The sequence below is a fragment of the Streptomyces sp. HUAS MG91 genome (assembly GCF_040529335.1).
In the GTDB taxonomy this organism is placed as follows: Bacteria; Actinomycetota; Actinomycetes; order Streptomycetales; family Streptomycetaceae; genus Streptomyces; species Streptomyces tabacisoli.
The window spans coordinates 3,298,513-3,323,916 of sequence record NZ_CP159534.1 but is presented as its reverse complement, the minus strand read 5'-3'; the positions used below and the strand labels follow the sequence as shown (position 1 = coordinate 3,323,916).

At 69.6% G+C, this 25,404-nt stretch carries 29 protein-coding genes, 1 tRNA gene and 1 riboswitch; of the genes, 20 read left to right on the top strand and 10 right to left on the bottom strand.

All coding sequences use genetic code 11. From position 1 onward, the window contains the following. The first annotated feature begins 21 nt into the window (after nucleotides 1-21). Nucleotides 22-339: a hypothetical protein gene (locus ABII15_RS15125; RefSeq protein WP_353942847.1), complete on the top strand. Its 318-nt coding sequence runs from the start codon at nucleotides 22-24 to the stop codon at nucleotides 337-339. Between the two features lie 30 nt (nucleotides 340-369). Here ABII15_RS15125 and ABII15_RS15120 read toward each other — a convergent pair whose 3' ends face one another. Continuing rightward, entirely contained in the window at nucleotides 370-960 is a 591-nt protein-coding gene (locus ABII15_RS15120) for an isochorismatase family protein (protein ID WP_353942846.1), read from the bottom strand. 99 nt (nucleotides 961-1,059) lie between these two features. Next, complete coding sequence (locus ABII15_RS15115) at nucleotides 1,060-2,388, bottom strand: nicotinate phosphoribosyltransferase (protein WP_353942845.1); 1,329 nt, start codon at nucleotides 2,386-2,388, stop codon at nucleotides 1,060-1,062. Nucleotides 2,389-2,468: 80 nt separating this feature from the next. On the opposite strand from ABII15_RS15115, the gene clpS reads away from it, so the two are divergent. The 7 genes from clpS to ABII15_RS15080 all read left to right on the top strand — a co-directional run bounded on the left by clpS (nucleotide 2,469) and on the right by ABII15_RS15080 (nucleotide 7,217). Beyond that, nucleotides 2,469-2,786, top strand: a complete 318-nt coding sequence (gene clpS / locus ABII15_RS15110) for an ATP-dependent Clp protease adapter ClpS (protein ID WP_353942844.1) — start codon at nucleotides 2,469-2,471, stop codon at nucleotides 2,784-2,786. Nucleotide 2,787: 1 nt separating this feature from the next. Then, nucleotides 2,788-3,390, top strand: a complete 603-nt coding sequence (locus ABII15_RS15105) for a DUF2017 domain-containing protein (protein WP_353942843.1) — start codon at nucleotides 2,788-2,790, stop codon at nucleotides 3,388-3,390. Between the two features lie 318 nt (nucleotides 3,391-3,708). Beyond that, entirely contained in the window at nucleotides 3,709-5,169 is a 1,461-nt protein-coding gene (locus ABII15_RS15100) for an amino acid permease (RefSeq protein WP_353942842.1), read from the top strand. 86 nt (nucleotides 5,170-5,255) lie between these two features. After that, nucleotides 5,256-5,672 carry a M67 family metallopeptidase gene (locus tag ABII15_RS15095; RefSeq protein ID WP_353942841.1) on the top strand — a complete coding sequence of 139 codons (417 nt, stop codon included), beginning with the start codon at nucleotides 5,256-5,258 and terminating at the stop codon, nucleotides 5,670-5,672. Nucleotides 5,673-5,773: 101 nt separating this feature from the next. Continuing rightward, nucleotides 5,774-5,875: a putative leader peptide gene (locus ABII15_RS15090; RefSeq protein ID WP_351453853.1), complete on the top strand. Its 102-nt coding sequence runs from the start codon at nucleotides 5,774-5,776 to the stop codon at nucleotides 5,873-5,875. A gap of 92 nt (nucleotides 5,876-5,967) precedes the next feature. Then, the gene (locus ABII15_RS15085; RefSeq protein WP_351453856.1) at nucleotides 5,968-6,246 is read left to right on the top strand and encodes a MoaD/ThiS family protein; all 279 of its coding nucleotides are present in this window, start codon (nucleotides 5,968-5,970) and stop codon (nucleotides 6,244-6,246) included. A gap of 20 nt (nucleotides 6,247-6,266) precedes the next feature. Further along, nucleotides 6,267-7,217, top strand: a complete 951-nt coding sequence (locus ABII15_RS15080) for a cysteine synthase (RefSeq protein ID WP_353942840.1) — start codon at nucleotides 6,267-6,269, stop codon at nucleotides 7,215-7,217. 175 nt (nucleotides 7,218-7,392) lie between these two features. Here the strand turns inward: ABII15_RS15080 and ABII15_RS15075 are convergent, their stop codons facing one another. After that, nucleotides 7,393-7,827 (bottom strand): type II toxin-antitoxin system PemK/MazF family toxin, encoded by a 435-nt coding sequence (locus ABII15_RS15075; protein ID WP_353942839.1) that lies wholly within the window; start codon nucleotides 7,825-7,827, stop codon nucleotides 7,393-7,395. 205 nt (nucleotides 7,828-8,032) lie between these two features. Between ABII15_RS15075 and ABII15_RS15070 the strand changes: the two genes are divergently transcribed. Further along, complete coding sequence (locus ABII15_RS15070; protein ID WP_353942838.1) at nucleotides 8,033-8,785, top strand: MBL fold metallo-hydrolase; 753 nt, start codon at nucleotides 8,033-8,035, stop codon at nucleotides 8,783-8,785. Between the two features lie 82 nt (nucleotides 8,786-8,867). Here the strand turns inward: ABII15_RS15070 and ABII15_RS15065 are convergent, their stop codons facing one another. Then, complete coding sequence (locus ABII15_RS15065; RefSeq protein ID WP_353942837.1) at nucleotides 8,868-10,124, bottom strand: PTS transporter subunit EIIC; 1,257 nt, start codon at nucleotides 10,122-10,124, stop codon at nucleotides 8,868-8,870. Nucleotides 10,125-10,363: 239 nt separating this feature from the next. Continuing rightward, a complete protein-coding gene (locus tag ABII15_RS15060) occupies nucleotides 10,364-11,650 on the bottom strand; it encodes a PTS transporter subunit EIIC (RefSeq protein ID WP_353942836.1) in 1,287 nt (428 codons plus the stop codon). 208 nt (nucleotides 11,651-11,858) lie between these two features. Between ABII15_RS15060 and ABII15_RS15055 the strand changes: the two genes are divergently transcribed. From ABII15_RS15055 to rdgB, 4 genes are all read left to right on the top strand, one after another. Beyond that, on the top strand, nucleotides 11,859-12,092 hold the full coding sequence (locus tag ABII15_RS15055) for a PTS glucose/sucrose transporter subunit IIB (protein ID WP_100593980.1): 234 nt from the start codon (nucleotides 11,859-11,861) through the stop codon (nucleotides 12,090-12,092). A 78-nt stretch (nucleotides 12,093-12,170) separates the two neighbouring features. After that, on the top strand, nucleotides 12,171-12,911 hold the full coding sequence (rph, locus tag ABII15_RS15050; protein WP_353942835.1) for a ribonuclease PH: 741 nt from the start codon (nucleotides 12,171-12,173) through the stop codon (nucleotides 12,909-12,911). A 119-nt stretch (nucleotides 12,912-13,030) separates the two neighbouring features. Further along, on the top strand, nucleotides 13,031-13,423 hold the full coding sequence (locus ABII15_RS15045; protein WP_353942834.1) for a hypothetical protein: 393 nt from the start codon (nucleotides 13,031-13,033) through the stop codon (nucleotides 13,421-13,423). Between the two features lie 22 nt (nucleotides 13,424-13,445). Beyond that, nucleotides 13,446-14,051, top strand: coding sequence for an RdgB/HAM1 family non-canonical purine NTP pyrophosphatase (gene rdgB, locus ABII15_RS15040; protein WP_353942833.1), 606 nt, complete (start codon nucleotides 13,446-13,448; stop codon nucleotides 14,049-14,051). Between the two features lie 52 nt (nucleotides 14,052-14,103). Here the strand turns inward: rdgB and ABII15_RS15035 are convergent. From ABII15_RS15035 to bcp, 3 genes are all read right to left on the bottom strand, one after another. Next, a tRNA-Leu gene (locus tag ABII15_RS15035) sits at nucleotides 14,104-14,187 on the bottom strand. A 133-nt stretch (nucleotides 14,188-14,320) separates the two neighbouring features. Then, nucleotides 14,321-15,823, bottom strand: coding sequence for a glycine betaine/L-proline transporter ProP (gene proP, locus ABII15_RS15030; protein ID WP_353942832.1), 1,503 nt, complete (start codon nucleotides 15,821-15,823; stop codon nucleotides 14,321-14,323). A 125-nt stretch (nucleotides 15,824-15,948) separates the two neighbouring features. Then, nucleotides 15,949-16,416, bottom strand: coding sequence for a thioredoxin-dependent thiol peroxidase (gene bcp / locus ABII15_RS15025; protein ID WP_353942831.1), 468 nt, complete (start codon nucleotides 16,414-16,416; stop codon nucleotides 15,949-15,951). 143 nt (nucleotides 16,417-16,559) lie between these two features. Here bcp and ABII15_RS15020 point away from each other — a divergent pair, with 143 nt between their 5' ends. The 3 genes from ABII15_RS15020 to sugE all read left to right on the top strand — a co-directional run bounded on the left by ABII15_RS15020 (nucleotide 16,560) and on the right by sugE (nucleotide 17,754). Beyond that, on the top strand, nucleotides 16,560-16,895 hold the full coding sequence (locus ABII15_RS15020) for a DUF3618 domain-containing protein (RefSeq protein WP_353942830.1): 336 nt from the start codon (nucleotides 16,560-16,562) through the stop codon (nucleotides 16,893-16,895). A 43-nt stretch (nucleotides 16,896-16,938) separates the two neighbouring features. Continuing rightward, nucleotides 16,939-17,280, top strand: coding sequence for a co-chaperone GroES (locus tag ABII15_RS15015; protein WP_018531818.1), 342 nt, complete (start codon nucleotides 16,939-16,941; stop codon nucleotides 17,278-17,280). Between the two features lie 55 nt (nucleotides 17,281-17,335). Next, nucleotides 17,336-17,401: riboswitch (guanidine-III (ykkC-III) riboswitch) on the top strand. Nucleotides 17,402-17,433: 32 nt separating this feature from the next. Then, nucleotides 17,434-17,754 (top strand): quaternary ammonium compound efflux SMR transporter SugE, encoded by a 321-nt coding sequence (gene sugE, locus ABII15_RS15010; RefSeq protein ID WP_111664847.1) that lies wholly within the window; start codon nucleotides 17,434-17,436, stop codon nucleotides 17,752-17,754. On the opposite strand, the gene ABII15_RS15005 is transcribed toward sugE, so the two are convergent. After that, complete coding sequence (locus ABII15_RS15005; RefSeq protein ID WP_353942829.1) at nucleotides 17,699-19,981, bottom strand: transglycosylase domain-containing protein; 2,283 nt, start codon at nucleotides 19,979-19,981, stop codon at nucleotides 17,699-17,701. The genes sugE and ABII15_RS15005 overlap by 56 nt on opposite strands. 120 nt (nucleotides 19,982-20,101) lie before the next feature. Between ABII15_RS15005 and ABII15_RS15000 the strand changes: the two genes are divergently transcribed. The 4 genes from ABII15_RS15000 to ABII15_RS14985 all read left to right on the top strand — a co-directional run bounded on the left by ABII15_RS15000 (nucleotide 20,102) and on the right by ABII15_RS14985 (nucleotide 23,664). Beyond that, nucleotides 20,102-20,914 (top strand): ABC-2 family transporter protein, encoded by an 813-nt coding sequence (locus ABII15_RS15000; RefSeq protein WP_353942828.1) that lies wholly within the window; start codon nucleotides 20,102-20,104, stop codon nucleotides 20,912-20,914. Nucleotides 20,915-21,044: 130 nt separating this feature from the next. After that, the gene (locus ABII15_RS14995; RefSeq protein ID WP_353947065.1) at nucleotides 21,045-21,791 is read left to right on the top strand and encodes an ABC transporter permease; all 747 of its coding nucleotides are present in this window, start codon (nucleotides 21,045-21,047) and stop codon (nucleotides 21,789-21,791) included. Nucleotides 21,792-21,810: 19 nt separating this feature from the next. Beyond that, the gene (locus tag ABII15_RS14990) at nucleotides 21,811-22,785 is read left to right on the top strand and encodes an ABC transporter ATP-binding protein (RefSeq protein WP_353947064.1); all 975 of its coding nucleotides are present in this window, start codon (nucleotides 21,811-21,813) and stop codon (nucleotides 22,783-22,785) included. 18 nt (nucleotides 22,786-22,803) lie between these two features. Further along, the gene (locus ABII15_RS14985) at nucleotides 22,804-23,664 is read left to right on the top strand and encodes a DUF1707 domain-containing protein (protein ID WP_353942827.1); all 861 of its coding nucleotides are present in this window, start codon (nucleotides 22,804-22,806) and stop codon (nucleotides 23,662-23,664) included. 159 nt (nucleotides 23,665-23,823) lie between these two features. On the opposite strand, the gene ABII15_RS14980 is transcribed toward ABII15_RS14985, so the two are convergent. Next, nucleotides 23,824-25,146: an SGNH/GDSL hydrolase family protein gene (locus ABII15_RS14980; protein ID WP_353942826.1), complete on the bottom strand. Its 1,323-nt coding sequence runs from the start codon at nucleotides 25,144-25,146 to the stop codon at nucleotides 23,824-23,826. Between the last annotated feature and the right edge of the window lie 258 nt (nucleotides 25,147-25,404).

The window sequence follows — 25,404 nt, the reverse complement described above, 5'->3', positions numbered from 1 at the left end:
TCTCACGGGGGTGTGACAGGTATGTCCGCAGGAGGGTTCTGCAAGCTGCCCGGCGGCAGTGTGGTGGTGGCGCTGACGCTGCCCGCGCCCGGCCCCGGAGAGGGCGCCGTACGGGTCCTGGTCCACGCCGTGAACCGCGCCCGCGCCCTGACCCGCCTGCGCAATCTGGGCCTGCGCGCGGTCTACCTGCGGGGCAACCAGCACCCGCCGACCCCGGACGAGATCACCGCGGTCCTCCACCACCCCGACGGCCTGGTCTGGCGCGAGGCCCCGGACCCGACGGAGGCGGCCCTCTGGCGCTCGATACGGGCCCTCAAAATCAGCCCCTCCGGCGTTTGAGGAGCGGGGTCCGGGGCGGAGCCCCGTGTCCTAGGCCACGACGGGCTGACCGGTGAGTTCGACTCCGGCATCCTTCATCTCGGCGAGCGCGGCCTCGGTAGTGGCGGCAGCGACCCCCGCGGTGAGATCGAGCAGCACCTGCGTACGGAACCCCTCCCGCGCGGCGTCCAGCGCGGTGGCCCGCACACAGTGATCGGTGGCGATCCCGACCACGTCCACCTCGGTGATCTCCCGCCGGCGCAGCCACTCCGCGAGCGACACCCCGTTCTCGTCCGCGCCCTCGAACCCGCTGTACGCCGCCGCGTACGCCCCCTTGGAGAAGACCGCGTCGATCGCCCCGGACGCGATCACCGGCGCGAAGTTCGGGTGGAACCCCACGCCCTCGGTCCCGGCGACGCAGTGCGCGGGCCACGAGTGCCGGTAGTCCGGGGCGTCCGCGAAGTGGTTCCCGGGCGCGATGTGGTGATCGCGGGTGGCGACGACGTGCTGGTAGCCACCGCCGCCGGCCTGCCCGATGAGATCGGTGATCGCGGCAGCGACATCGGCACCCCCCGCCACCGCGAGGCTGCCGCCCTCGCAGAAGTCGTTCTGCACGTCTACGACGATCAAGGCGCGGCGCATGGGCGGTTTCCTTAGCGAGATGGCGGGACCGTGAGGCTACGAGCGTAGAAGGTTCAAGTGGCTTGCGGGAGAGGGCAATTGGGGCGCGGAACCGGGCGGTTACTGGTATTCGGTCGGGATCACGGCCTCGCCCCGCGAGAGCTGCGTCGCCGACAGCGGCAGCCCGTCGCGCACGGCGATGTGCCGCTCGCGCACTGCGTCGAGGGGCTCCCGGGCCACGACCTCGCCGCCCCGGACCAGCTCGACGAGCAGCTGCCGGTCGGCCAGCTCGGCCGGCACGGCGCCGGTGCCGAGCACCTCGGCCTCCGCGACCCCGTTCCGGTCCAGGCGGCGCGCCGCCCACTTGCGGCCGCCGACGGACGTCTTGCCGCCCGCCGACTTCTTCGCGACCGCCGTCAGCGGTGCGTCGGGATCGGCGGACTCGGCGCGCGCCACCAGCTTGTAGACCATGGAGCAGGTCGGGTGCCCCGAGCCGGTCACCAGCTGGGTGCCGACGCCGTACGCGTCCACGGGCGCGGCCGCGAGCGAGGCGATGGCGTACTCGTCGAGGTCGGAGGTGACCACGATCTTGGTGTCCTTGGCGCCGAGCTCGTCGAGCTGCTCGCGCACCCGGTGCGCGACGAGCAGCAGGTCGCCCGAGTCGATCCGGACGGCGCCCAGCTTCGGCCCGGCGATCTCGACGGCCGTCTTCACGGCCTCCTGGACGTCGTACGTGTCCACGAGCAGCGTCGTGCCCTCGCCGAGGGAGTCGATCTGGGCCCGGAAGGCGTCCCGCTCGGAGTCGTGCAGCAGGGTGAACGCGTGGGCGCTGGTGCCGACCGTCGGGATCCCGTACCGGAACCCGGCCGCGAGGTCCGAGGTCGTCGCGAAACCGCCCACGTAGGCGGCGCGCGAGGCGGCGACGGCGGCCAGCTCGTGGGTGCGCCGGGCGCCCATCTCGATCAGCGGGCGGTCCCCGGCGGCCGAGGACATCCGGGAGGCGGCCGCGGCGATCGCCGAGTCGTGGTTGAGGATCGACAGGATCACCGTCTCCAGCAGCACGCACTCGGCGAAGGAGCCCTCGACGCGCAGCACGGGGGAGCCGGGGAAGTAGACCTCGCCCTCGGGGTAGCCCCAGATGTCGCCGGAGAACCGGTAGTCCGCGAGCCAGGCGAGGGTCGGCTCGTCGACCACGTTCCGCTCGCGCAGGAAGTTCAGGACGCCCGCGTCGAACCGGAAGTTCTCCACGGCGTCGAGGACGCGCCCGGTGCCCGCGACGACGCCGTAGCGGCGGCCCTCGGGCAGCCGGCGGGTGAAGACCTCGAAGACCGAACGCCGGTCGGCCGTGCCCCCGTGGAGGGCGGCCTGCAGCATGGTCAGCTCGTAGTGGTCGGTGAAGAGCGCTGTCGACGGAACATCCACCGGCAGGCCAAGGTCCGCTGTGTTCATGACGATGATGCTACCCCGAATTAGCGTCAAGGTGACGATTTCTGGGTCCGTTTGTGCGATGGCCCCCTCCTGGTGGCAGCATGGGCCGTGTGACGGCTCCAGCACCTCTTGAGATCGAAAGCCCCGAGACGACGGAGGATCTCTCCGTGGTCCCCGAGCCGGACGTCCCCTGGATCACGCTCGTCCACAACGACCCGGTCAACCTCATGAGCTACGTGACGTATGTCTTCCAGACGTACTTCGGGTACTCCAAGGACAAGGCCACCGAGCTGATGCTGGACGTCCACCACAAGGGGCGCGCGGTCGTCTCCTCCGGCAGCCGCGAGGAGATGGAGCGGGACGTCCAGGCCATGCACGGCTACGGCCTGTGGGCCACGCTGCAACAGGATCGGAAGTAAATTGCCCGGGCACTTCGAACCGGTCCCCGGCGGCGGCGCGGCCGTCGCCCTCGACGACGTCGAGATCTCCATCATCCGCTCGCTGGCCGTCCAGCTCCTGGAGCTGATCGGCCCCGGGCCCGGCGGCGAGGTGTCCGACGACCCGCTCGCCGAGCTGTTCGCCGAGGGCCCCAGCGAGCCGCCCGCCGACCCGGTGCTCCACCGGCTCTTCCCGGACGCGTACGGCGGCCCGGGCGCGCCCGAGGACCAGACCTCGCAGGCCGAACTCCAGGCGCACTCCTCGGAGTTCCGCCGCTTCACCGAGAACGACCTGCGGGCCGGCAAGCGCGACGACGCCCTCGCCGTGGTCCGCTCCCTGGACGGTCTCGTCCCGGCCGGTGACGGCGGCGCGGTCCTGAAGCTCACGCCGGACGACTCGGTCCGCTGGATGCGCGCGCTCAACGACCTGCGCCTGGCGATCGGCACCCGCCTCGACATCACCGACGAGGAGGACACCGACCTCCTCTACCGCCTCCCCGACGAGGACCCGCGCAAGCCGATGGTGATGGCGTACCTGTGGCTCGGCGGCCTCCAGGAGACGCTCGTCGAGACCCTGCTCCCGTGAGCTTCGCGTTCGCTCAGCGGACGCTCAAATCCGGATAACGATCGGGTCACCGCCCCTGCCTGCCTATGGCGCGCCAGGGCCGGTTTGACCGCTTTTTCCTGTGCTGTACGCCACAGTCGGCAGAGTCGATCACCGGGAACGGCGTGATAGATCTTCACGACCGCCCGGCGGACGCCACCCCTGTCCGCTGGGGGCGCCCTTACCGGCTGACCCCGGTAGGCAACAGCTCCATCCATCCAGGGCCCCACGCCCGAAGGATCGTCACAGTCGATCCGAGCCCCCCACGGCACGGATCGGCATGGAGAAAGGCGCATCAACATGACCTCAGCGCAGGTCGAGCAGCACGGCAAGGACTCTGCCGGCAATGAGGCCGTGCGGGGCGACGGGGCGTCCCCCGAGTCCGGTGAGGGCTACCAGCGGGGCCTCGGCTCCCGCCAGATCCAGATGATCGCCATCGGCGGCGCCATCGGGACCGGCCTCTTCCTCGGCGCGGGCAAGGGCATCTCCAAGGCGGGCCCCAGCCTGATCCTGGCGTACGCCGTCGCGGGCGTCGTCATCTTCTTCATCATGCGCGCGCTCGGCGAACTCCTCATGTACCGCCCGGTCTCCGGCTCCTTCTCGGAGTACGCGCGCGAGTTCATCGGCCCCTTCGCGGGCTTCGTCACCGGCTGGACGTACTGGCTGTTCTGGGTCATCACCGGCATGACCGAGGTGACCGCCGCGGCCGTCTACATGACGTTCTGGTGGGACATCCCGCAATGGCTGTCCGCACTGGTCTTCACCGTCATCCTCTACGGCGCCAACCTGATCTCCGTGAAGCTCTTCGGCGAGCTGGAGTTCTGGTTCTCCACGGTCAAGGTCACCGCCATCATCGGCATGATCCTCATCTGCGCCGGCATCCTCACCATCGGCTTCTCCGACGTCGGTGACACCGCGTCCGTCACGCACCTGTGGGACCTCGGCGGCTTCTTCGCCGGCGAGAACGGCATCGGCTCGACGCTGATGACCCTCCAGATGGTGATGTTCGCGTTCCTCGCGGTCGAGCTCGTCGGCGTCACCGCGGGCGAGGCCAAGGACGCCAAGACCGTCCTGCCGAAGGCCATCAACACCGTGCCGTGGCGCATCGCCGTCTTCTACGTCGGCGCCCTGATCATGATCCTCTCGGTCGTGCCGTGGACGTCCTTCAAGGCCGGCGAGAGCCCGTTCGTGCACGCCTTCGACGAGATGGGCCTGGGCATCGGCGCCGCCATCGTCAACTTCGTCGTGCTGACCGCCGCGCTGTCCTCCTGCAACTCGGGCATGTACTCCACCGGCCGCATGCTGCGCGACCTCGCGCAGAACGGCCAGGGCCCGCGCCTGTTCACCAAGCTGAGCAAGAACGGCCTGCCGGTCGTCGGCACCACGTTCTCCGCCGCGATGATGCTGGTCGGCGTCTGGATCAACTACCAGTGGCCGGGCGAGGCGTTCAACTACGTCGTCTCCTTCGCCACCATCTCCGGCATGTGGGCCTGGATCGTCATCCTGATCTCCCAGATCCGCTACCGCCTCAAGTCCGACCGCGGCGAGCTGCCCAAGTCCACGTTCCGGGCCCCCGGCGGCATCTGGGCGAGCATCTTCTCGCTCGCGTTCATCGCGCTGGTCATCGTCACCATGGGCATGGACAAGGACAACCGGGTCGCCCTGTACGGCGCACCGGTCTGGGGCGCGATCCTCGCGGTCGCCTACCTGGTGCTCAAGGCGCGCAAGCCCGAGGCCGCCACGTACGCGAAGCGCCCGTAGCAGGCACTCCCCGGGCGCGTCTCACCAGGCGGGCTGTCGTATACCGCACTCCGGTACACGACAGCCCGCCTGCTTATGCTGGCGGCATGCTGAAAATCTCCCGGACGCTGTACGACCAGATCGTGGAACACAGCCGCGAGGACCACCCCGACGAGGCCTGCGGCGTCGTCGCCGGACCGGTCGGCGAAGGCCGCCCCGAGCGCTTCATCCCGATGCTCAACGCCGCCCGCTCGCCCACGTTCTACGAGTTCGACTCCACGGACCTGCTCAAGCTCTACCGCGAGATGGACGACCGGGACGAGGAGCCGGTGATCATCTACCACTCGCACACGGCGACCGAGGCCTACCCCTCCCGCACGGACATCTCCTACGCCAACGAGCCGGGCGCCCACTATGTCCTGGTCTCCACCGCGGACACCGACGACGCGGGCCCCTTCCAGTTCCGCTCGTTCCGCATCGTCGACGGCACCGTGACCGAGGAAGAGGTCGAGGTCACCGCCTGATCCGGCCCGATTCACCCCGTGGTCTCGACCGGCGGACGCTTTTCGACCGCATCGTGAGATCACACTCCGGGGACCCGGCCGGGAATCGATACGATGAGCCCATGGTTTTCCACGACGTGAGCGAAAAGACGCCGGGCACCCTGCTCGTGGCGCGGCTGCACGTCGACCTGTGCCGCCTCGCCAGCGCCATCTGTCCGCGCTGAGCCGCACCGCCGTACGTCCGGTCGCCCGCCCGTACGGAAAGCGCCCACGCGCGCTCATCCACCTGACTTCCGACTCCTGACAGGAGCCCAGCATGGCCATCGAGGTCCGCATCCCGACCATCCTCCGCACCTACACCGACGGCGCCAAGGCCGTCGAGGCGAGCGGGGACACCCTGGCCCAGCTCTTCGCCGACCTGGACACGCGGCACGCGGGCATCGCCGACCGCATCGTGGACAACGGTCAGCTGCGCCGCTTCGTGAACGTGTACCTGAACGACGAGGACGTCCGCTTCCTCGACGGCATCGACACCAAGGTCGCCGACGGCGACAACGTCACCATCCTGCCGGCCGTGGCCGGCGGCATGCGCTGAGCGCGGGAACGTAGCAACCCATGCGCTACGACAGCCCGTTGGCCGCGGTCGGCAACACCCCTCTGGTGCGCCTGCCGCGGCTCAGCCCGTCCGACGACGTACGGATCTGGGCGAAGCTGGAAGACCGCAACCCGACCGGCTCGGTCAAGGACCGCCCCGCGCTCCACATGATCGAGCAGGCCGAGAAGGACGGCCGGATCAGGCCCGGGGACACCATCCTCGAACCCACCTCCGGCAACACCGGCATCTCGCTGGCGATGGCGGCCCGCCTCAAGGGCTACCGCATCGTCTGCGTCATGCCGGAGAACACCTCGCAGGAGCGGCGCGACCTGCTCGCCATGTGGGGCGCCGAGATCATCCCCTCGCCGGCCGCGGGCGGCTCCAACACCGCCGTGCGCATCGCCAAGGAACTGGCCGAGCAGCACCCCGAGTGGGTGATGCTCTACCAGTACGGCAACCCGGACAACGCGGGCGCGCACTACGCGACCACCGGCCCGGAGATCTACGCCGACCTGCCCTCCGTCACCCACTTCGTCGCCGGGCTCGGCACCACCGGCACGCTCATGGGCGTCGGCCGCTATCTGCGCGAGCAGAAGCCCGACATCAAGATCGTCGCGGCCGAGCCGCGCTACGACGACCTGGTGTACGGCCTGCGCAACCTCGACGAGGGGTTCGTCCCCGAGCTGTACGACGCCTCCGTGCTGACCACGCGGTTCTCCGTGGGGTCCGCCGACGCCGTGACGCGGACGCGGGAGCTGTTGCAGCAGGAGGGCATCTTCGCCGGGGTCTCCACCGGGGCCGCGCTGCACGCCGCGATCGGGGTCGGCAAGAAGGCCGTGAAGGCCGGGGAGTCCGCCGACATCGTGTTCGTCGTCGCCGACGGCGGCTGGAAGTACCTGTCGACCGGCGTCTACACGGCCGCGACGACGGAAGCCGCCATCGAGGTCCTCCACGGCCAGCTCTGGGCCTAGGGGGTCTCGTCTTCGGCCGACGGCCGGTGGGGGCTGGTCGCGCAGTTCCCCGCGCCCCTGAGATGCGCACTGCGTGCGCCATCTCATCGGGGAAGCTGCGCGCAGCGCATGCTTCAGGGGCGCGGGGAACTGCGCGACCAGCCACGACGCACGCGCACCCGGCAACGCACCCCCGTCACCACCCCAGACGCCGCACCTGATCCCAGAGCACCGGATCGACCACCCCGGCCCGGCGCCGGAAATCCCGGACGGGAACCTCGCGGAGCTCGTCGGTCTCCAGGAAACTGGCCCGCCCCCGCGCATCCCCCACGGCCCCCGGCGGCAACGGAATCACCCCGGGCCGCTCCCCGTGATACCGACTGGTGATCTTCGCGACGAGCACCGTGCGCCCCCGCGGATCCAGAACGAGGCACGGCCGGTCCTTCTCCCCGGGCCCGTCCTCGTAGGGCACCAGCGCCCACCAGATCTCCCCGGCCGCGGGCCCACCCGCCACCCGCCCCCGCCGGGCCCGCCGGCGCAGCCGCGTGCCACGCCCCCAGCCGTCGACGAGCGTCGCGACCAGCGCCAGCAGAACGACGGCCGCGAGCGCCAGCCACCATGACGTGTCCATACGGAGACGGTACCGGCGGGGCGCACGGGGCGCGCTGCCGGATCACCCCGCGCCCGAGCGCCCCCCGAACCGGTGACACAGCAGGTGAGTTCGCCCACAACAGCCGGTGACGGAGGAGCCACCCGCGCTTTTGCGCCTTACGCTCGAAAGAATCCACAGGTTCCACCCCCGCATCCCGACCGCCAGCGCGGAGGTTCCAGCTCCTATGAAGCTCACCGTCGTCGGCTGCTCAGGGTCGTTCCCGTCCGCGGAATCGGCCTGCTCGAGCTACCTCGTAGAGGCCGACGGCTTCCGGCTGCTCCTCGACATGGGCAATGGCGCCCTGGGCGAGCTGCAGCGCCACATCGGTCTGTACGACCTGGACGCGATCTTCCTCAGTCATCTGCACGCGGACCACTGCATCGACATGTGCGCCTACTTCGTGGTGCGCTACTACCGCCACGAGGGCGGCCGTTGCGCCCCGATGCCCGTGTACGGCCCCGAGGGCACCGAGCAGCGCCTGACCACCGCGCACGCCGACACCCCCTCCGCCTCCGCGTTCAGCGAGGTCTTCGACTTCCACACCGTGAAGCCGGGCTCGTACGACATCGGGCCGTTCTCCGTACGGATGGAGAAGGTCTGCCACCCGGTCGAGTCGTACGCGATCCGCGTCGAGCACGGCGGCCGCTCCCTGACGTACTCGGGGGACACCGGCCCGTGCGAGGCGCTGGACGAACTGGCCGCGGACAGCGACCTGTTCCTGTGCGAGGCCGCGTTCACGCACGGCAAGGAGAACATCCCGGCCCTGCACCTCAACGGCGTGGAGGCGGGCGAGGCCGCGCAGCGCGCCGGTGCCCGCAAGCTGGTCCTCACCCACATCCCGCCGTGGACCGACCCGCAGGTGAACCTGACGGACGCGCGCGCGGTGTACGACGGCCCCGTGGAGCTGGCCGCACCCGGCAGGACGTACGAGATCTGAGCCCGTACGACGACGAAGGCCCCGGAACCGATGAGGTTCCGGGGCCTTCGTCGTCAGCCGGTCCGACGGTGTCGGCCGGGGATCACTTGGTGATGTCCTCGATCTCCTCCTCGGGCTCGCGGCCCGGGGTGGTGAGGTTGAACTTGGTGATCGCGAAGCGGAACAGCGTGTAGTAGATCGCCGCGAACACCAGGCCGATCGGGATGATCAGCCATGGCTTGGTCGCCAGGTTCCAGTTCAGCGCGTAGTCGATGAAGCCCGCGGAGAAGGTGAAGCCCGCGTGGACGCCGAGCGCCCAGGTGATCGCCATCGACAGGGCGGTCAGCACCGCGTGGATCGCGTAGAGCAGCGGCGCGATGAACATGAACGAGAACTCGATCGGCTCGGTCACACCGGTGACGAACGAGGTCAGCGCCAGCGAGACCATCATGCCCATCACGGCCTTGCGGCGCTCGGGGCGGGCGGCGTGCGCGATGGCGAGCGCGGCGGCCGGCAGACCGAACATCATGATCGGGAAGAAGCCCGACATGAACTGGCCGGCGGTCGGGTCACCCGCGAAGAAGCGGTTCAGGTCGCCGTGCACGACCGCGCCCGAGGCGTCCTTGAAGTCGCCCAGCTGGAACCAGGAGACGGTGTTCACGAACTGGTGCATGCCGACCGGGATCAGCGCGCGGTTGATCAGACCGAACAGACCGGCACCGGCGGCGCCGAGACCCGTCATCCACTCGCCGAAGTTGGAGATGCCCTCACCGATCGGCTCCCAGATGAGGCCGAAGAAGACACCCATGACCACGCCGACGAAGGCCATGATGATCGGGACGAGCCGGCGGCCGTTGAAGAAGCCGAGCCAGTCGACCAGCTTGGTGCGGTGGAACTTCTGCCACAGCACCGCGGCCAGCAGACCCATGATGATGCCGCCGAGGACACCCGGGTTGTTGTACGTGGCCGCGACGTCGACGCCCTTGTTCTTCGTCGTGTTGATGATGGCGTCGGTGACCGGGAACGCCTTCAGCACATTGCTGTAGACCAGGAACCCGACCAGGGCGGCGAGCGCGGTGGAGCCGTCGGCCTTCTTGGCGAAGCCGATGGCCACGCCTATGCAGAAGAGCATCGGCAGGTTGTCGAAGACGGCGCTGCCCGCGGTCGCGAAGACGGCGGCGACCTTGTGCCAGCCCAGACCGTCGTCGCCGAACACGTCGGGCTGCCCCAGACGGAGCAGGATGCCGGCGGCCGGCAGCACCGCGATCGGCAGCTGCAGGCTGCGGCCCACCTTCTGAAGGCCCTGGAACAGGCCGGAGCCCCGCTTCTTTGCGGGTGCCGCCGTGGCGGTGCTGCTCATGAATTTCCTCCATGTGCTGGGGTGCTGCCGGGGACGGTAAGGAAGAAAAACGGGGGTGGGCAGCAGCCAGATGGTCTACACCACCTCAGTGGTGTAGACCTGTTGTAGCACGGTGAAGGTGAGATAAGGAACCCGTGTTTTTTGTGGTCTGGAACATATGTGGGGCGTACTACTCATACGTGACGAAGGGCCCCCGGACCGATGGTCCGGGGGCCCTTCGCACGGGGGCTGAAGGCCTGTCAGGCCTTGGTGATGTCCTCGACCTCTTCCTCGGGCTCGCGGCCCGGGGTCTTCAGATCGAACTTCGTGATCGCGAATCTGAAGACCGCGTAATACACCACCGCGAAGACCAGGCCGATCGGAATGATCAGCCAGGGTTTCGTCGCCAGATTCCAGTTGATCAAGTAGTCGATCAGACCCGCGGAGAAACTGAAGCCGTCCTTCACGCCGAGCGCCCACGTCACCGCCATCGACACACCGGTCAGCACCGCGTGCACCGCGTACAGGGCCGGCGCGATGAAGACGAAGGAGTACTCGATCGGCTCGGTGATACCCGTGACGAACGAGGTCAGCGCCAGCGACAGCATCATGCCGCCGACCGCCTTGCGCCGCTCGGGACGGGCGCAGTGCACCATCGCCAGGCACGCCGCCGGCAGGGCGAACATCATGATCGGGAAGAAGCCCGACTGGTAGATGCCCGCGCTCGGGTCGCCGCTGAGGAACATGTTGATGTCACCGTGCACGGTCTGGCCGTCCGGCTTGGTGTACGAACCGAACTGGAACCACAGCGGCACGTTCAGGAACTGGTGCAGGCCGATGACCAGCAGCGCACGGTTGGCGACACCGAAGATGCCGGAGCCGATCGCGCCCAGGTCCTGGAGCCAGTTGGAGAAGTTCTCCAGGCCGTCGCCGATCGGCGGCCAGATCCACAGGCAGAGCACGGCGAAGATGATGCCGATGAACGCCATGATGATCGGCACCAGCCGGCGGCCGTTGAAGAAGCCGAGCCAGGAGACCAGCTTCGTCCGGTGGAACCGCACCCAGAAGTACGACGCCAGCAGACCCATGATGATGCCGCCGAACACACCCGGGTTCTGGTACTGGAACGCCGAGACCGTGTTGTCCGCCGCCTGACAGCCGACGGCCACCGCCTTCGCCCCGTCGGCGCAGTCGATCGGGAACTGCCGCAGCACGCCCCGGTAGACGAGGAAGCCGGCCACGGCCGCGAGCGCCGTGGAACCGTCCGCCTTCTTGGCCATGCCGATCGCCACACCGATGCAGAACAGCAGCGGCAGACCCAGGTCGGAGTCGAGCAGGGCGCCACCCGCACCTGCAAACACCTTGGCCACATTGGTCCAGCCGAGACCGTCGTCGCCGAAGACGTCCGGCTGGCCGAGCCGGTTGACGATACCGGCCGCCGGGAGCACGGCGATGGGCAGCTGGAGGCTGCGCCCCATCTTCTGGAGCCCCTGGAAGAAGGTGCTCCAGGGGCTCGGCCGAGGTGCGGCGGCAGCGTTCGTGCTCATGGGCGTCCTCCCGGAACAAGCCACGATGGGCGGGTGTTGGATAATCTGCTGACTGGTGTAGACCAGTTGCATCAGGTGTGGGACGGTCGGTCTGCGTGCTCGTCATCATTCGTCACGGGCCGGACAACCGCTCGTGAAGATGGGCCAACCGTGGGTTACCGTGACAAAGCGGCCCAAAGGCGGGCCCGGGAGAAACAGGGAGAACGAAATGGCCACCAAGGCTGAGAAGATCGTCGCCGGGCTCGGCGGGCTCGACAACATCGAAGAGGTCGAGGGCTGCATCACCCGCCTGCGCACCGAGGTCATCGACCCCTCCAAGGTCGACGAGGCCGCGCTCAAGGCCGCCGGCGCCCACGGCGTCGTCAAGATGGGCACCGCGATCCAGGTCGTCATCGGCACCGACGCCGACCCGATCGCCGCCGACATCGAAGACATGATGTGAGCGACCCCAGCAACGACTGAAGGCCCCACCCCTCCTGACGGGGGTGGGGCCTTCGCCGTACCGGATACGCTCGACCCCATGTCTCGCATCGACGGCCGCACCCCCGACCAGCTCCGCCCGATCACCATCGAACGCGGCTGGAGCAAGCACGCAGAAGGCTCCGTCCTCGTCTCCTTCGGCGACACCAAGGTCTTCTGCACCGCCTCCTTCACCGAAGGCGTCCCGCGCTGGCGCAAGGGCAGCGGAGAGGGCTGGGTCACCGCCGAGTACTCGATGCTCCCGCGCTCCACCAACACCCGCGGCGACCGCGAGTCCGTCCGCGGCAAGATCGGCGGCCGCACCCACGAGATCAGCCGCCTCATCGGCCGCAGCCTGCGCGCCGTCATCGACTACAAGGCCCTCGGCGAGAACACCGTCGTCCTCGACTGCGACGTCCTCCAGGCCGACGGCGGCACCCGCACCGCCGCCATCACCGGCGCCTACGTCGCCCTCGCCGACGCCGTCTCCTGGGCCCAGGGCAAGAAGATCGTCAAGGTCGGCCGCCAGCCCCTCACCGGCACCGTCTCCGCCGTCTCCGTCGGCATCGTCGGCGGCACCCCCCTCCTCGACCTCTGCTACGAGGAGGACGTCCGCGCCGACACCGACATGAACGTCGTCTGCACCGGCGACGGCCGCTTCGTCGAGGTCCAGGGCACCGCCGAGGCCGAGCCCTTCGCCCGCGACGAACTCAACTCCCTGCTCGACCTCGCCGTCTCCGGCTGCGACGAACTCGCCGCCGCCCAGCGCAAGGCGCTCGAGGAGACCCTCGCCGGCAGGTAAAGAAACCCCCAAGCGCAGCGGCAACCGAACGGCCACCGACTGCGTCACTACGAACGGGTGGACGGCACGCGACACGGCCCGCCGTCCACCCTTTTCGTACCTCAGGGGAGGACCGTTCCATGGCCGCGCGCCGTCACCGTCGTACCGCACTCTTCGCCGCTGCGGTGGCCCTGACGGCGGTCCCGGCCGTCGTGGGCTGCTCCGCCGTCGACAAGGCGCTCGACTGCGTCCAGACCGCCGACTCCATAGCCGACAGCGTCACCGACCTCCAGCAGGCCGTGGAGAACGCCTCGAACGACCCGACGCGCACGGACGAGGCGCTCGCCTCCATCGACCGCAACCTCGACTCCATCGGCGACAAGACCGACAACGCCGACGTCTCCCAGGCCGTCGCCGACCTCGACAAGGCCGTCGACAACGTCCGTACGTCGATCAGGAACGGCGACGAGACGCCCGACGTCACCCCCGTCACCGACGCCGCGGGCGAACTGACCAAGGTCTGCACGCCGTAGCACTGCTCGTAGGCTGGACGGCATGACCCGCCTCATCCTCGCCACCCGCAACAACGGCAAGATCGTCGAACTCCGCGCCATCCTCGCCGACGCCGGCCTGCCCCACGAGCTGGTCGGCGCCGACGCCTACCCGGACGTCCCCGACGTCCGCGAGACCGGCGTCACCTTCGCCGAGAACGCCCTCCTCAAGGCCCACGCCCTCGCCCGGGCCACCGGCCTGCCCGCCGTCGCCGACGACTCCGGCCTCTGCGTCGACGTCCTCAACGGCGCCCCCGGCATCTTCTCCGCCCGCTGGGCCGGCAAGCACGGCGACGACCAGGCGAACCTGGACCTGCTCCTGGCCCAGCTCGGCGACATCGACTCCCCGGAACACCGCGGCGCCCACTTCGCCTGCGCGGCCGCCCTCGCCCTGCCCGACGGCACGGAGCGCGTGGTCGAGGGCCAACTGCGCGGAGTCCTCCGCCACGCCCCGGCGGGCTCGAACGGCTTCGGCTACGACCCGATCCTCCAGGTCGAGGGCGACACACGCACCTGCGCGGAGCTGACACCCACCGAGAAGAACGCGATCTCCCACCGGGGCAAGGCGTTCCGGGCACTGGTACCGGTGGTGCGGGAGCTGTTGGGCTGAAACCCGGGGGTACGACGAAGGGCGCTCCCCTCGGGGAGCGCCCTTCCTTGTGTGCGGTCGGAGGGACTCGAACCCTCACGGGATTTCTCCCACCGGGACCTAAACCCGACACGTCTGCCAATTCCGTCACGACCGCGACAAAACGGACATTGCGCCTGGCTGGCGTATGCCGCCCCGTCAGTCTACGGGCGTGCGGCCCGGCAGGGGAGCCCGGCCGTTCCGCGACGGCAAGTCCTGGTCGGCGCGCGGCAATTCGGACACAGGTGGAGTCAGAACTTCGGGTCCGGGGTTTGGGACTCCACGATTTCCACGGCCTCCTCCTCGGTCTCCACCGACGGTGGGGAACCGGCCAGCGGCTGCTGGGCCGTTTCCTTCATGCAGGCCACCGCGATGACGCCGATGAGGGCCGCGGCCATCGAGTAGTACGCGGGCATCATGTCGGAGCCGGTCAGGCCGATCAGGGCGGTGATGACCAGCGGGGTCGTGCCGCCGAAGATCGACGCGGAGAGGTTGTAGCCGACCGAGAGGGAGCCGTAGCGGACGTTCGTCGGGAAGAGTGCCGGGAGCGCCGCCGACATCGTGCCGAGCAGGCAGACCAGGGACAGGCCGAGCAGCAGCATGCCGAGCGAGACCGCCCACAGGGCGCCGTTCTGGACCAGGAGGAAGGAGGGGATCGACAGGACGAAGAAGCCGAGCATGCCGGTCATGAGGAGGGGCTTGCGGCCGAAGCGGTCGGAGAGCTTGCCGACCTGGTTGATGATGCACATCAGGACGATCATCGTCGCGATGAGGATCAGCAGGCCGTGGGTCTCCGAGTAGCCCATCTCGTCGGACAGGTACGTCGGCATGTACGACAGCAGCATGTAGTCGGTGATGTTGTACGCGCCGACCAGGCAGATGCACAGGACCAGCGTCGGCCAGTAGTCGCGGAAGATCTTCGCGAGGTCGCCCTTGGCGGTCGTCTCGACGGAGGAGGCCGCGTCGGACGCCTTGTGCGAGGAGGCGTCCTCCAGCTTCTGGAACGCGGGCGTCTCGTCCAGCTTCAGCCGCAGGTAGAGGCCGACCAGGCCGATCGGGCCCGCGACGAGGAACGGGATGCGCCAGCCCCAGGACTCCATGCCGTCGCTGCCGAGCGCGGAGGTGAGGATCGTGACGAGGCCGGCCGCGCCCACGTATCCGGCGAGGGTGCCGAACTCCAGGAAGCTGCCGAAGAAGCCGCGCTTCTTGTCGGGCGCGTACTCGGCGATGAAGGTGGAGGCGCCGCCGTACTCGCCGCCCGTGGAGAAGCCCTGGACCAGTCGGAAGAGGATCAGCAGGACCGGGGCCCAGAAGCCGATCGTGGCGTAGGACGGGATCAGGCCGATGGCGAAGGTGCCGATCGCCATCATGATCATGGTCATCGCCAGGACCTTCTTGCGGCCGATCTTGTCACCCATCGGGCCGAAGACCATGCCGCCGAGCGGTCGCACCAGGAAGGAGACGGCGAACGTCGCGAACGACGAGATCAGCTGGATCGTGTCGTTCCCCGACGGGAAGAAGACATGGCCGATGGTGACGGCCAGGTAGGAGTAGATGCCGAAGTCGAACCACTCCATGGCGTTGCCGAGCGAGGCGGCCTTGACCGCGCGCTTCACCGCCGCGTCGTCGGTGACGGTGATGTCGGTGCGGCGCAGCGGCGGGTTCTTGCGCCGCTTGACGGCACGGAAGAGCGCCCGGTGACGCTTGACCGCCTCCGGGTCGGGCGCCTGCCCTTCCTCGGTTTCGGTGGTCATGGGGTGGATCCCTTCTCTGGACGCAGACTTATCCAGGGGATCACTTGCTCGATCGTGGCGGTCGCAAACGAAAGTCCCCGGTGGAGGGGACTTTCGTCACAACACGGGTACCCGCCGCGTCGGGGTCAGATGCCGAGATCCTTGATGATCTTCGCCACGTGACCGGTCGCCTTGACGTTGTACAGGGCGCGCTCGACCTTGCCGTCCTCGTCGACGACGATCGTGGAGCGGATGACTCCGGTGACGACCTTGCCGTAGAGCTTCTTCTCGCCGAAGGCGCCGTAGGCCTCCAGGACCTTCTTGTCGGGGTCGCCGACGAGGGTGACCTTGAGGTGCTCCTTCTCGCGGAACTTGGCGAGCTTCTCCGGCTTGTCGGGGGAGACGCCGATGACGTCGTACCCGGCCTCGGCGAGCACGTCGAGGTTGTCGGTGAAGTCGCAGGCCTGCTTGGTGCAGCCCGGGGTGAGTGCGGCCGGGTAGAAGTAGACGATGGTCTTGCGGCCCTTGTGGTCGGCGAGGGAGACCTCGTTGCCGTCGGCGTCGGGCAGGGTGAAGGCGGGGGCGGTGTCGCCGGGCTGCAGTCGCTCGCTCATGTCGCTCGCTCTCCTCGCGGTACGCGGTGGGGGACTCCCGTTGAGCGTAATGGGGGTGCCGAGGGGTAACCGTGGCGGCGAGCTGACAGACTGTCCATCACCACACACACAGCTAGTTACGCAGCGACCACGGAGGCAGCGCGGTGTCGGACACGGATACGCCGGATACGCGGACGCCCGCGGAGATCGAAGCGGACATCAAGCGGCGCCGCGAGACCCTGGCCGAGACGCTCGACGAGCTCGGGGTGCGGGTGCACCCGAAGACGATCGTCGGCGATGCGAAGGCCAAGTTCGCCGCCCAGGTGGACCACACGGTCGGCCGGGCCTATGTCAGTGCCAACCGGCTGGTCTCGGATGTGAAGGGGCAGCTGGTCACGGAGGAGGGCGCGCCGCGTCTGGAGCGCCTGGTGCCCGCCGCGCTGGTCGTGGTGGGCGTGGTCGGGCTGCTCGCGCTGAGCACGCGGCGCCGCAAGGGCTGACCCGACCGCACCGCGGGCCGGTCCGGGCAGGTATTTTCGTCGGGTGAGCGAGAAGACCCAGCACGACAAGTTGCCCATCCGGATGCTGCACGACCGTGTGCTCGTGCGGCAGGACTCCGCCGAGGGCGAGCGGCGCAGCGGCGGCGGCATCCTGATTCCCGCCACGGCGGCGGTCGGCAAGCGGCTGGCGTGGGCCGAGGTCGTCGCGGTCGGGCAGAACGTGCGGGCGGTGGAGCCGGGTGACCGGGTGCTGTTCGACCCGGAGGACCGGGCGGAGGTCGAGGTGCGCGGTGTCGCGTACGTGCTGATGCGCGAGCGGGACCTGCACGCGGTGGCGGCCGACCGGTTCGAGGGCTCGGAGGACTCCACGGGGCTCTACCTGTAGCCGCGTACTCTGCGTGAAGGGGCTGGTGACCATCGTCACCAGCCCCTTTTGCGTGCCCTTTGCTACCTTGGTGAGTACCCGACGAGACGCGCCGTACCGGGATCCGCAAAGACGACGCACCCCTGTTGAGAACCACTGACGGAGGTGCCTGTCATGGCCTGGATCCTGATCGTTGTCGCCGGACTTCTCGAGGTCGCCTGGTCGATCGGTATGAAGTACACGGACGGTTTCACGCGGCTCTGGCCGAGCGTGTTCACCGGCGCGGGCATCGTCGCGAGCATGATGCTGCTGTCCTACGCCGCGAAGTCGCTGCCCATCGGTACGGCGTACGGCGTGTGGGTCGGCATCGGTGCCGCGGGTGCGGCCATCGTCGGCATGTTGCTGCTGGGGGAGCCGGCGACGGCCGCGCGGATCTTCTTCATCGGACTGCTGCTCGTGTCGATCGTGGGTCTGAAGCTGACGTCAGGTCATTGAGGACGTTGCCGTCGCCCTCGTCGGGCTGGTCCTGGCCGGGTTCGTCGGTCTGCGGGACGTCGGGGGACTGGGGCGACTCGGTCGTGGGGGAGGCCGGTTCGCCGGTGGGTTCCCCGGTCGGCTCGTCGGAGGCGGTGGGTTCCTCGGACGCGGGGGCGGAGGAGGCCGGGGGCGACGGGACCGAGGGCGCGGGCGGCTGTTCGGCGCCGTCCTCCAATTGGAGGTCGAAGTCGGTGGCCGGGGTGCCGGCCAGTGCCTGCCTGGTGAACTGGGCCCAGATCTGCGCCGGGAATCCGCCGCCGTTGACGCGGGGCAGGCCCGCGGCCCCGTACAGGGAGGTGTGGGCGCCGGTCTGCGGGTCCTGGCCCATCACGGAGACGACGGTGGCGAGGTCGGGGGTGTAGCCCGCGAACCAGGCGGCGGTGTCCTCCTCCGCGGTGCCGGTCTTGCCCGCGGCGGGGCGGCCGGCGGCCTGGGCGGCGGTGCCGGTGCCGGTGTCGACGACCGACTGGAGGACCGAGGTGGTGGTGTCGGCGGCCTCGCGGCTGACGGCCCGCCGGGTGTCCTGCTCGGGCAGGTCGACCTTCTCGCCGTCCTTGGTGAGGGAGGCGACGATCGTGTAGGTGCCGTGCCGGCCGTGGTTGGCGAGGGTCGCGTAGGCCTCGGTCATGTCGAGGACGCTGGCGGTCGCCGGGCCGAGCGCGATGGAGGGGGAGGCGGTGAGGTCCGGGGTGTTCTCCGGCAGGCCGAGGTCGACGGCGGTCCGTTTGGCCTTGGCGGGGCCGACGTCGACGGCCATCTGGGCGTAGACGGAGTTGACGGACTTGTCGGTGGCGGCGCGGACGGTGATGTTGCCGTAGGAGACGCCGTCCTCGTTCTCGGGCGCGTAGTAGCCGCCGTCCCAGCCCTGTACGGGGCGTTTGTTGGTGCCGTCGTAGATGGTGTTGGGCGTGATGACGCGGCCGTCCTGGGTCGTCGAGGCGTTCGCCACGGCGGAGGTGAGGACGAACGGCTTGAAGGTGGAGCCGACCTGGTAGTCGCGGCGGGTGGCGTTGTTGACGTACTGCTTCGTGTAGTCGATGCCGCCGTACATCGCGACGACCTTGCCGGTGGCGGGGTCGATGGCGGCGCCTCCGGCCCGTACGTTCTTGTCGACGTCGCGTGCCGAGGTGTCGAGCTGTGACATCAGCTGGTCGTCGACGGCTTCGGCGAAGGCGTCCTGCTTCTTCTTCTGGAGTGTGGTGGTGATGCGGTAGCCGCCGGTGGCGAGGGTGTCCTCGTCGAGGATCTTGTTGCTGGTGATGTAGTCCTTGACGGCCTGCACGATGTAGCCGCGCTGGCCGGACATGCCCGCCGCGCCCTTGGCCTCCTTCGGCATCGGGAACGTCATGTTCCGGCGGTCGGAGGCGCTGAGCCACTTCTGTTTGACCATGCCGTCGAGCACGTAGTTCCAGCGGGCCTCGGCGCTGCTCTTGTTCTCCGGGTGCGCGATCACGTCGTAGGCGCTCGGGGCGTTCAACAGGGCTGCCAGGTAGGCGCCTTGAGCGGTCGTCAGGTCCTCGACGTCGACGCCGTAGTAGGCCTGGGCGGCGGCCTGGATGCCGTACGCGTTGCGGCCGAAGTAGCTGGTGTTGAGGTAGCCGGTGAGGATCTCGTCCTTGGACGCCTCGCGGTCCAGCTTGATGGAGATGAAGAACTCCTTCACCTTCCGTGAGACCGTCTGCTCCTGGCCGAGGTAGTAGTTCTTCACGTACTGCTGGGTGATGGTCGAGCCGGACTGCTTGCCCCGGCCGCGCAGGGTGTTCCAGGCCGCGCGCAGCATGGCCTTCGGGTCGATCGCCGACTCGGAGTAGAAGTCCCGGTCCTCGGCGGCGAGCACGGCGTGCTGGACCGGCTTGGGGATCTGGGCGAGCTGGACGTTCTCGCGGTTGACGTCGCCGTCGCGGGCGATCTGCGCGCCGTTGGCGTACAGGTACACGTTGCTCTGCGCGATCGCCGCGGAGTTGGCCGGCGGGATGTCCACGAGGGCGTAGCCGAGGGCGAACAGGCCGCAGCACAGCACGACGAAGCCGATGAGCGTGCCGAGCACCATCCGCCACGTGGGGATCAGTCGCCGCCAGCCGGTGCGCTTGGGGCGCTTGGCCTTGCCCTTGCCCTTGGCGGGGGCCCGGTCCGGTTCGGGACCGTGGCCGGGGTCCTGCGGGGGCGGCTCGCCGTCGCTGCTCATGTCCTGTGGAACTCCTGATTCACGTCGTACGTCACGTACGCCTCGTATGACACATAAGCCTCCTACATCACTGGAAAAATGCATGGCAGGCGAGGCCCGGCCGGCCCTAGGCTGCCGCCAGTGGGAGCTCTTCGGTTGTACGCGGCCGTCGTCGCCAGTGGACTGCGGAGATACGCCACGTATCGCGCCTCCACCGCGGCCGGCATCGTCACCAACACCGTCTTCGGCATGATCATTGCCTACACCTATCTGGCGCTGTGGGACGAGCGCCCGCATCTCGGCGGCTACGACCAGGCGCAGGCGCTCACCTTCGTCTGGATCGGCCAGGCGCTCTTCGCCGTGATGATGCTCGGTATGCCGTCCGGCGTCGAGGCCGAGCTGATGGAGCGGATCCGCAGCGGGGACATCGCCGTCGACCTGTACCGGCCGGTCGATCTGCAGTGCTGGTGGCTCGCCCTCGACCTGGGGCGGGCGCTGTTCCAGCTGCTCGGGCGCGGGGTGGTGCCGCTGGTGGTCGGGGCGCTCGCCTTCCCGCTCGCGCTGCCGCACGACCCCGTGCGGTGGCTGGCGTTCCTGGTGGCGGTGGTGCTCGGCTGCGTGGTGAGTTTCGCGCTGCGCTATCTCGTGGCGATGTCCGCGTTCTGGTTCATGGACGGCAACGGGGCGGTGCAGATGTACGGGATCGTCGGCACGTTCTTCTCCGGGATGCTGCTGCCGCTGAACGTGTTCCCGGGCGCGATCGGTGACGTGGCCCGGGCGCTGCCCTGGTCGGCGCTGCTCCAGGTCCCGGCGGACGTGCTGATGGGCACGCATCCGGGGCGGGGCCCGCTGGGCAGCTATCTGTTCCAGGCGGGCTGGGCGGCCGGGCTGCTCGGGGCGGGCCGGCTCCTGCAGCGGGCGGCGACCCGGCGGGTGGTGGTGCAGGGTGGCTGAGTACGAGACGGCCGAGTACGAGATGGCTGAACACGAGGTGGCCGAGCGCGAGGTGGCGCGGGTCCGGGGCCGGGCGCTGTCGGCCTGGCGGGTGTTCCGGCTGATCAGCGGGGCGTGGATCCGCTCCACGATGACGTACCGGGCCTCGTTCGCGCTGACCACCTTCGGCAACTTCGCGATGACGGGCCTGGAGTTCTGCGGCATCCTGCTGATGTTCTCGCAGGTCGACCGGCTCGGCGGCTACACGCTGCCCGAGATCGCGTTCCTCTACGGCACCGCGGGCTCCGCCTTCGGCCTCGCCGACCTGGCCGCCGGGTCGCTGGGGCGGACCGGGCAGCGGGTGCGGGACGGGACGCTCGACGTGTTCCTGGTGCGGCCCGCGCCGGTGCTGGTGCAGCTGGCCGCGGACAAGTTCGCGCTGCGCCGGGCCGGGCGGATCAGCCAGGGCCTGGTGGTGCTGGTGTGGTCGGCGGTGGCGCTCGACGTGTCCTGGACGCCGGTGAAGGTGCTGCTCGTGCCGCTGCTCGTGGTCAGCGGGGCCGCCATCTTCACCGCCGTGTTCATCGCGGGCGCGTCCTTCCAGATCGTGGCGCAGGACGCGGCCGAGGTGCAGAACGCGGCGACGTTCGGCGGCAACGCGCTGCTCCAGTACCCGCCGACCGTGTTCGGCGACAACCTGCTGCGGGGCGTCACGTTCGTCCTGCCGCTGGCCTTCGTGAACTGGATACCGGCGCTCTACATCCTCGGCCGCCCCTATCCGCTGGACCTGCCCCGGTGGGTCGCCTTCGCGCCGCCGCTGGTGGCCGCGGGGTGTCTGGCGGTGGCGGGGTGCGTGTGGCGGGTGGCGCTGCGGGGCTATCGGAGTACGGGAAGCTGAGCTGAGAGGGGACGACGTGGTGAGCGCGGAGCCGTTGATCGAGGTGGACGGCGTCGAGAAGGTCTTCGACGTGCGCCGCAAGGCGGGCTTCCTGCGCCGGGAGCGGCACGAGGTGCGGGCCGTGGACTCGCTGACGTTCAGCGTGCCGCGCGGCGAGATGGTCGGCTACATCGGCCCGAACGGCGCGGGGAAGTCCACCACCATCAAGATGCTGACCGGCATCCTGACGCCGAGCGCGGGCCGGCTGCGCGTCGCGGGCATCGACCCCTCGCGCGAGCGCGCCGGACTCGCGCACCGCATCGGGGTCGTCTTCGGCCAGCGCACCACGCTCTGGTGGGACCTGCCGCTCATCGACTCCTACCGGCTGATGCGCCGCATGTACCGCATCCCCGACGCCCGGTACGCGCGGAACCTGGAGCGCTGCGTCGAACTCCTCGACATGGCGCCGCTGTTGGAGGTGCCCGTGCGTCAGCTCTCGCTCGGGCAGCGGATGCGCGGCGACATCGCGGCGGCGCTCCTGCACGACCCCGAGGTGCTGTACCTGGACGAGCCGACGATCGGCCTCGACATCGTCTCCAAGGTCAAGGTCCGCGAATTCCTGCGGGACTTGAACGCCGAACGCGGCACGACGGTCCTGCTCACCACCCACGACCTCACCGACATCGAGCAGCTCTGCCGCCGCGTCATGGTCATCGACCACGGGCGTCTGATGTACGACGGTGATCTGGACGGGCTGCACGAACTGGGCGGCGGTGAGCGCACCCTCGTCGTCGACCTGGAGCGCGAACTGGCGCCGATCGAGGTGGAGTCGGCGCGGGTGGTGAAGGTGGAGGGGGTGCGGCAGTGGCTGACGTTTCCCGCCGCGCACTCCGCGGCGCCGCTCGTCGCGGCGATCGCCGGGCGCTATCCGCTGGCCGATCTGTCCGTGCGGGAGCCGGACATCGAGAGTGTGATCGCACGGATGTATGCCGGGGGCGCTTCCCTGACGTACTGACGCCCGTACGCTGAAAGCATGACGGACGCAGCGCTCCCGGACCGCCCCGAAGAGTCCGGACCCCAGGACGACGGCCTCGATCTGCGGGCCTCCGACGCCGACCGCGAGCAGGTCGCCGAGCGGCTGCGCGACGCGCTGGCCGAGGGCCGCCTCGACATGGAGGAGTTCGGCGAGCGGCTGGAGGAGACGTACAAGGCGCGTACGTACCGGGAGTTGCTGCCCGTGACCCGCGATCTGCCCGGCGCGGCGGCGCCGACGCCGGTGAACCTGACGAAGGAGCCGCTGCCCGAGGGGGCCGTCGACTGGGCGGCGCGGATCGGGGGGACGGCGGGCGGGTCCGCGTGGGGCGTCGGCATCCTCTCCGGGTTCGAGCGCAAGGGGCGGTGGACGGCGCCGAGCCGGTTCGACTGCGTGGCCGTCATGGGCGGCGGCGAACTCGACCTGCGCGAGGCGAACTTCGAGTCCCGCGAGACCGTCATCAACTGCGTCGCGATCATGGGCGGCGTCAATGTGATCGTGCCGCCCGGTGTCGAGGTCGTCGTGCGCGGCATCGGCATCATGGGCGGCTTCGACCAGAGCGAGTCCGGGGTGCCCGGGGATCCCGGGGCGCCGCGCGTGGTGATCACCGGGTTCGCGTTCTGGGGCGGAGTCGGGGTCGAGCGGAAGCTGCCCAAGGCCGAGCGGCAGCGCTTGAAGGAGGAGCGGCGCCGCGAGCGGCTCGAACGCCGGGAGGACCGCCGCGCCCTCCTCGACGGCCATCACGGCCCCCACGGCCTCCACGCCGACCGCCTGGAGCGGCACCGCGAGCGCATGGAGGAACACCTCGACCGCCTGGAAGAGCGCCGAGAACGCCGCAACCGCCGCCGCCACTGGGACTGACACTGCCGGTGCGGGCTGCTAGGGGCGCGGGGAACTGCGCGAGAAGCCCCACCGGGCGTGCACCCGCGAACGACGCTGCACTGGCTGCCTCTTAGGCGCTCACCCCGCACCGGGGTGCCGCCTTGCCCACCCTGCCGCCCAAGGCGGCGGGGGCGCTCGTCAGAGCTGCGCGCCGGTCGACCCCTTCAGCGAGGTCAGATCGAAGGCGTCGGCCATCTTCCGGTACCCGGCATCGCTGGGGTGCAGATGATCACCCGAGTCGTACTGCGGCAGCAGCTTGCGCGGGTTGTACGGATCCCGCAACGCCCGATCGAAGTCGACGTAGCTGTCGTAGACCTTCCCGGCCCGGATCTGCTCGTTCACGCCCTGCCGGACGACCTCGAGCCGAGGCTCGTACCCCCGATGCCCCTGGAACGGCATCAGGGTCGCCCCCACCACGCGCAGCCCGCGCGCATGCGCCTGCCGCACCAGCTCCCGCAGCCCGTCCACGATCTTGGCGGGGTCGGTCTGCTGCGGGTTGCGCAGGATGTCGTTGATCCCGAGGTCGATGACGACGGCCCGCACCCCGGCGCGGTCCAGCGCGTCGCGCCCGAAGCGGGAGAGCCCGCTCGGATTGTTGGCGGGGCGCCCGAGCCCGTCGGACAGCACGCGGTTGCCGCTGATCCCCTGGTTCACGACGCCGTAGCGCGGGGCACCCGACTCGGTGCGCAGCCGGCCGGCGAGGACGTCCGTCCAGCGGCGGTTGGCGCCCATGGTGGAGGTGATGCCGTCGGTGAGCGAGTCGCCGATGACGACGACGGTGCCCGCGGCCTCGTTGCTGAGCACGTCGAGCGCGGTGAGATAGCGCCAGTACGGGCTCTGCTGGGTGAACCGGGTGCCGGTCGGGTCCTCCACGACGTCGCCGCTCGCCACGTACGACATCTGGCGGGCCTGCGGGTGGTACGTGACCGGGCCCGACGGGGTCGGCGAGTACGTGGTGACGAGCATGTCCGAGTCGCCCGGCACCCGCAGCCGTACGGCGTCGCTGACGATCTGCGCGCCGGCCGCGATGACCACTGAGGTGTTCCCGGAGAAGGTCAGCCGGCGCACGGTGCCGGCCAGCGCGGTGGGGTTGTTCGGGGCCGAGGCCACGGCGATCGACGCGTGCGTGATGCTGAGCGGCTGCTGCCCGTAGAGATTGGAGAGCGTGACGCGGGCACCGGTGCCGCCGATGCTCGTGTGCACGACATTGCGGATGGAGAGCCCGGAGAAACCATTCCTCTCCGTGCCGGGCTCGGCGCCCGCGGGCGCGGCCGACCAGCTGCCGGCCCAGGTGCCGGTGGAGGCGGGCGCGGCGGAGCTGCGCGGGTGGGCGCCGCTCGCCTGGATGTTGTCGTCGCCGCTCCGGAGGACGCCGGAGAAACCGACGTAGATAGCGGCAGAGATCACTACGGCGACCGCGACGAGCGCGGCCAGCAGCACATAACCGTGACGCCTGGTCATGCGGTGTGTGTCTCCTCGGGCAGGGGGAGCCCAAGGCTCCGGTGTGATGATCCCATGATGCGTCATGGGGCGAGACGAGGCCGACACTGCCCCCCTCCGCCCATTCAGACGCCGGGAACTTGTGGTTCGTTCCGTTAGTAGGGCAGGAAGGGACAATGTGTGAGGGGGATGACATCGCAGCGACGGATGCCGGAGCCGGGAACGGCGACGGACGGGACGATCGGGGTGTTCAGCGTGTGCTGGGTGTGCTGGGTGTTC

Excerpts from the sequence above, each read along its gene's own strand:
- ABII15_RS15125 (WP_353942847.1), top strand. The coding sequence starts at position 22 with ATGTCCGCAGGAGGGTTCTGCAAGCTGCCCGGCGGCAGTGTGGTGGTG.
- ABII15_RS15120 (WP_353942846.1), bottom strand. The coding sequence starts at position 960 with ATGCGCCGCGCCTTGATCGTCGTAGACGTGCAGAACGACTTCTGCGAG.
- ABII15_RS15115 (WP_353942845.1), bottom strand. The coding sequence starts at position 2,388 with ATGAACACAGCGGACCTTGGCCTGCCGGTGGATGTTCCGTCGACAGCG.
- clpS (WP_353942844.1), top strand. The coding sequence starts at position 2,469 with ATGGGCCGTGTGACGGCTCCAGCACCTCTTGAGATCGAAAGCCCCGAG.
- ABII15_RS15100 (WP_353942842.1), top strand. The coding sequence starts at position 3,709 with ATGACCTCAGCGCAGGTCGAGCAGCACGGCAAGGACTCTGCCGGCAAT.
- ABII15_RS15095 (WP_353942841.1), top strand. The coding sequence starts at position 5,256 with ATGCTGAAAATCTCCCGGACGCTGTACGACCAGATCGTGGAACACAGC.
- ABII15_RS15090 (WP_351453853.1), top strand. The coding sequence starts at position 5,774 with ATGGTTTTCCACGACGTGAGCGAAAAGACGCCGGGCACCCTGCTCGTG.
- ABII15_RS15085 (WP_351453856.1), top strand. The coding sequence starts at position 5,968 with ATGGCCATCGAGGTCCGCATCCCGACCATCCTCCGCACCTACACCGAC.
- ABII15_RS15080 (WP_353942840.1), top strand. The coding sequence starts at position 6,267 with ATGCGCTACGACAGCCCGTTGGCCGCGGTCGGCAACACCCCTCTGGTG.
- ABII15_RS15075 (WP_353942839.1), bottom strand. The coding sequence starts at position 7,827 with ATGGACACGTCATGGTGGCTGGCGCTCGCGGCCGTCGTTCTGCTGGCG.
- ABII15_RS15070 (WP_353942838.1), top strand. The coding sequence starts at position 8,033 with ATGAAGCTCACCGTCGTCGGCTGCTCAGGGTCGTTCCCGTCCGCGGAA.
- ABII15_RS15065 (WP_353942837.1), bottom strand. The coding sequence starts at position 10,124 with ATGAGCAGCACCGCCACGGCGGCACCCGCAAAGAAGCGGGGCTCCGGC.
- ABII15_RS15060 (WP_353942836.1), bottom strand. The coding sequence starts at position 11,650 with ATGAGCACGAACGCTGCCGCCGCACCTCGGCCGAGCCCCTGGAGCACC.
- ABII15_RS15055 (WP_100593980.1), top strand. The coding sequence starts at position 11,859 with ATGGCCACCAAGGCTGAGAAGATCGTCGCCGGGCTCGGCGGGCTCGAC.
- rph (WP_353942835.1), top strand. The coding sequence starts at position 12,171 with ATGTCTCGCATCGACGGCCGCACCCCCGACCAGCTCCGCCCGATCACC.
- ABII15_RS15045 (WP_353942834.1), top strand. The coding sequence starts at position 13,031 with ATGGCCGCGCGCCGTCACCGTCGTACCGCACTCTTCGCCGCTGCGGTG.
- rdgB (WP_353942833.1), top strand. The coding sequence starts at position 13,446 with ATGACCCGCCTCATCCTCGCCACCCGCAACAACGGCAAGATCGTCGAA.
- proP (WP_353942832.1), bottom strand. The coding sequence starts at position 15,823 with ATGACCACCGAAACCGAGGAAGGGCAGGCGCCCGACCCGGAGGCGGTC.
- bcp (WP_353942831.1), bottom strand. The coding sequence starts at position 16,416 with ATGAGCGAGCGACTGCAGCCCGGCGACACCGCCCCCGCCTTCACCCTG.
- sugE (WP_111664847.1), top strand. The coding sequence starts at position 17,434 with ATGGCCTGGATCCTGATCGTTGTCGCCGGACTTCTCGAGGTCGCCTGG.
- ABII15_RS15005 (WP_353942829.1), bottom strand. The coding sequence starts at position 19,981 with ATGAGCAGCGACGGCGAGCCGCCCCCGCAGGACCCCGGCCACGGTCCC.
- ABII15_RS14995 (WP_353947065.1), top strand. The coding sequence starts at position 21,045 with ATGACGTACCGGGCCTCGTTCGCGCTGACCACCTTCGGCAACTTCGCG.
- ABII15_RS14985 (WP_353942827.1), top strand. The coding sequence starts at position 22,804 with ATGACGGACGCAGCGCTCCCGGACCGCCCCGAAGAGTCCGGACCCCAG.
- ABII15_RS14980 (WP_353942826.1), bottom strand. The coding sequence starts at position 25,146 with ATGACCAGGCGTCACGGTTATGTGCTGCTGGCCGCGCTCGTCGCGGTC.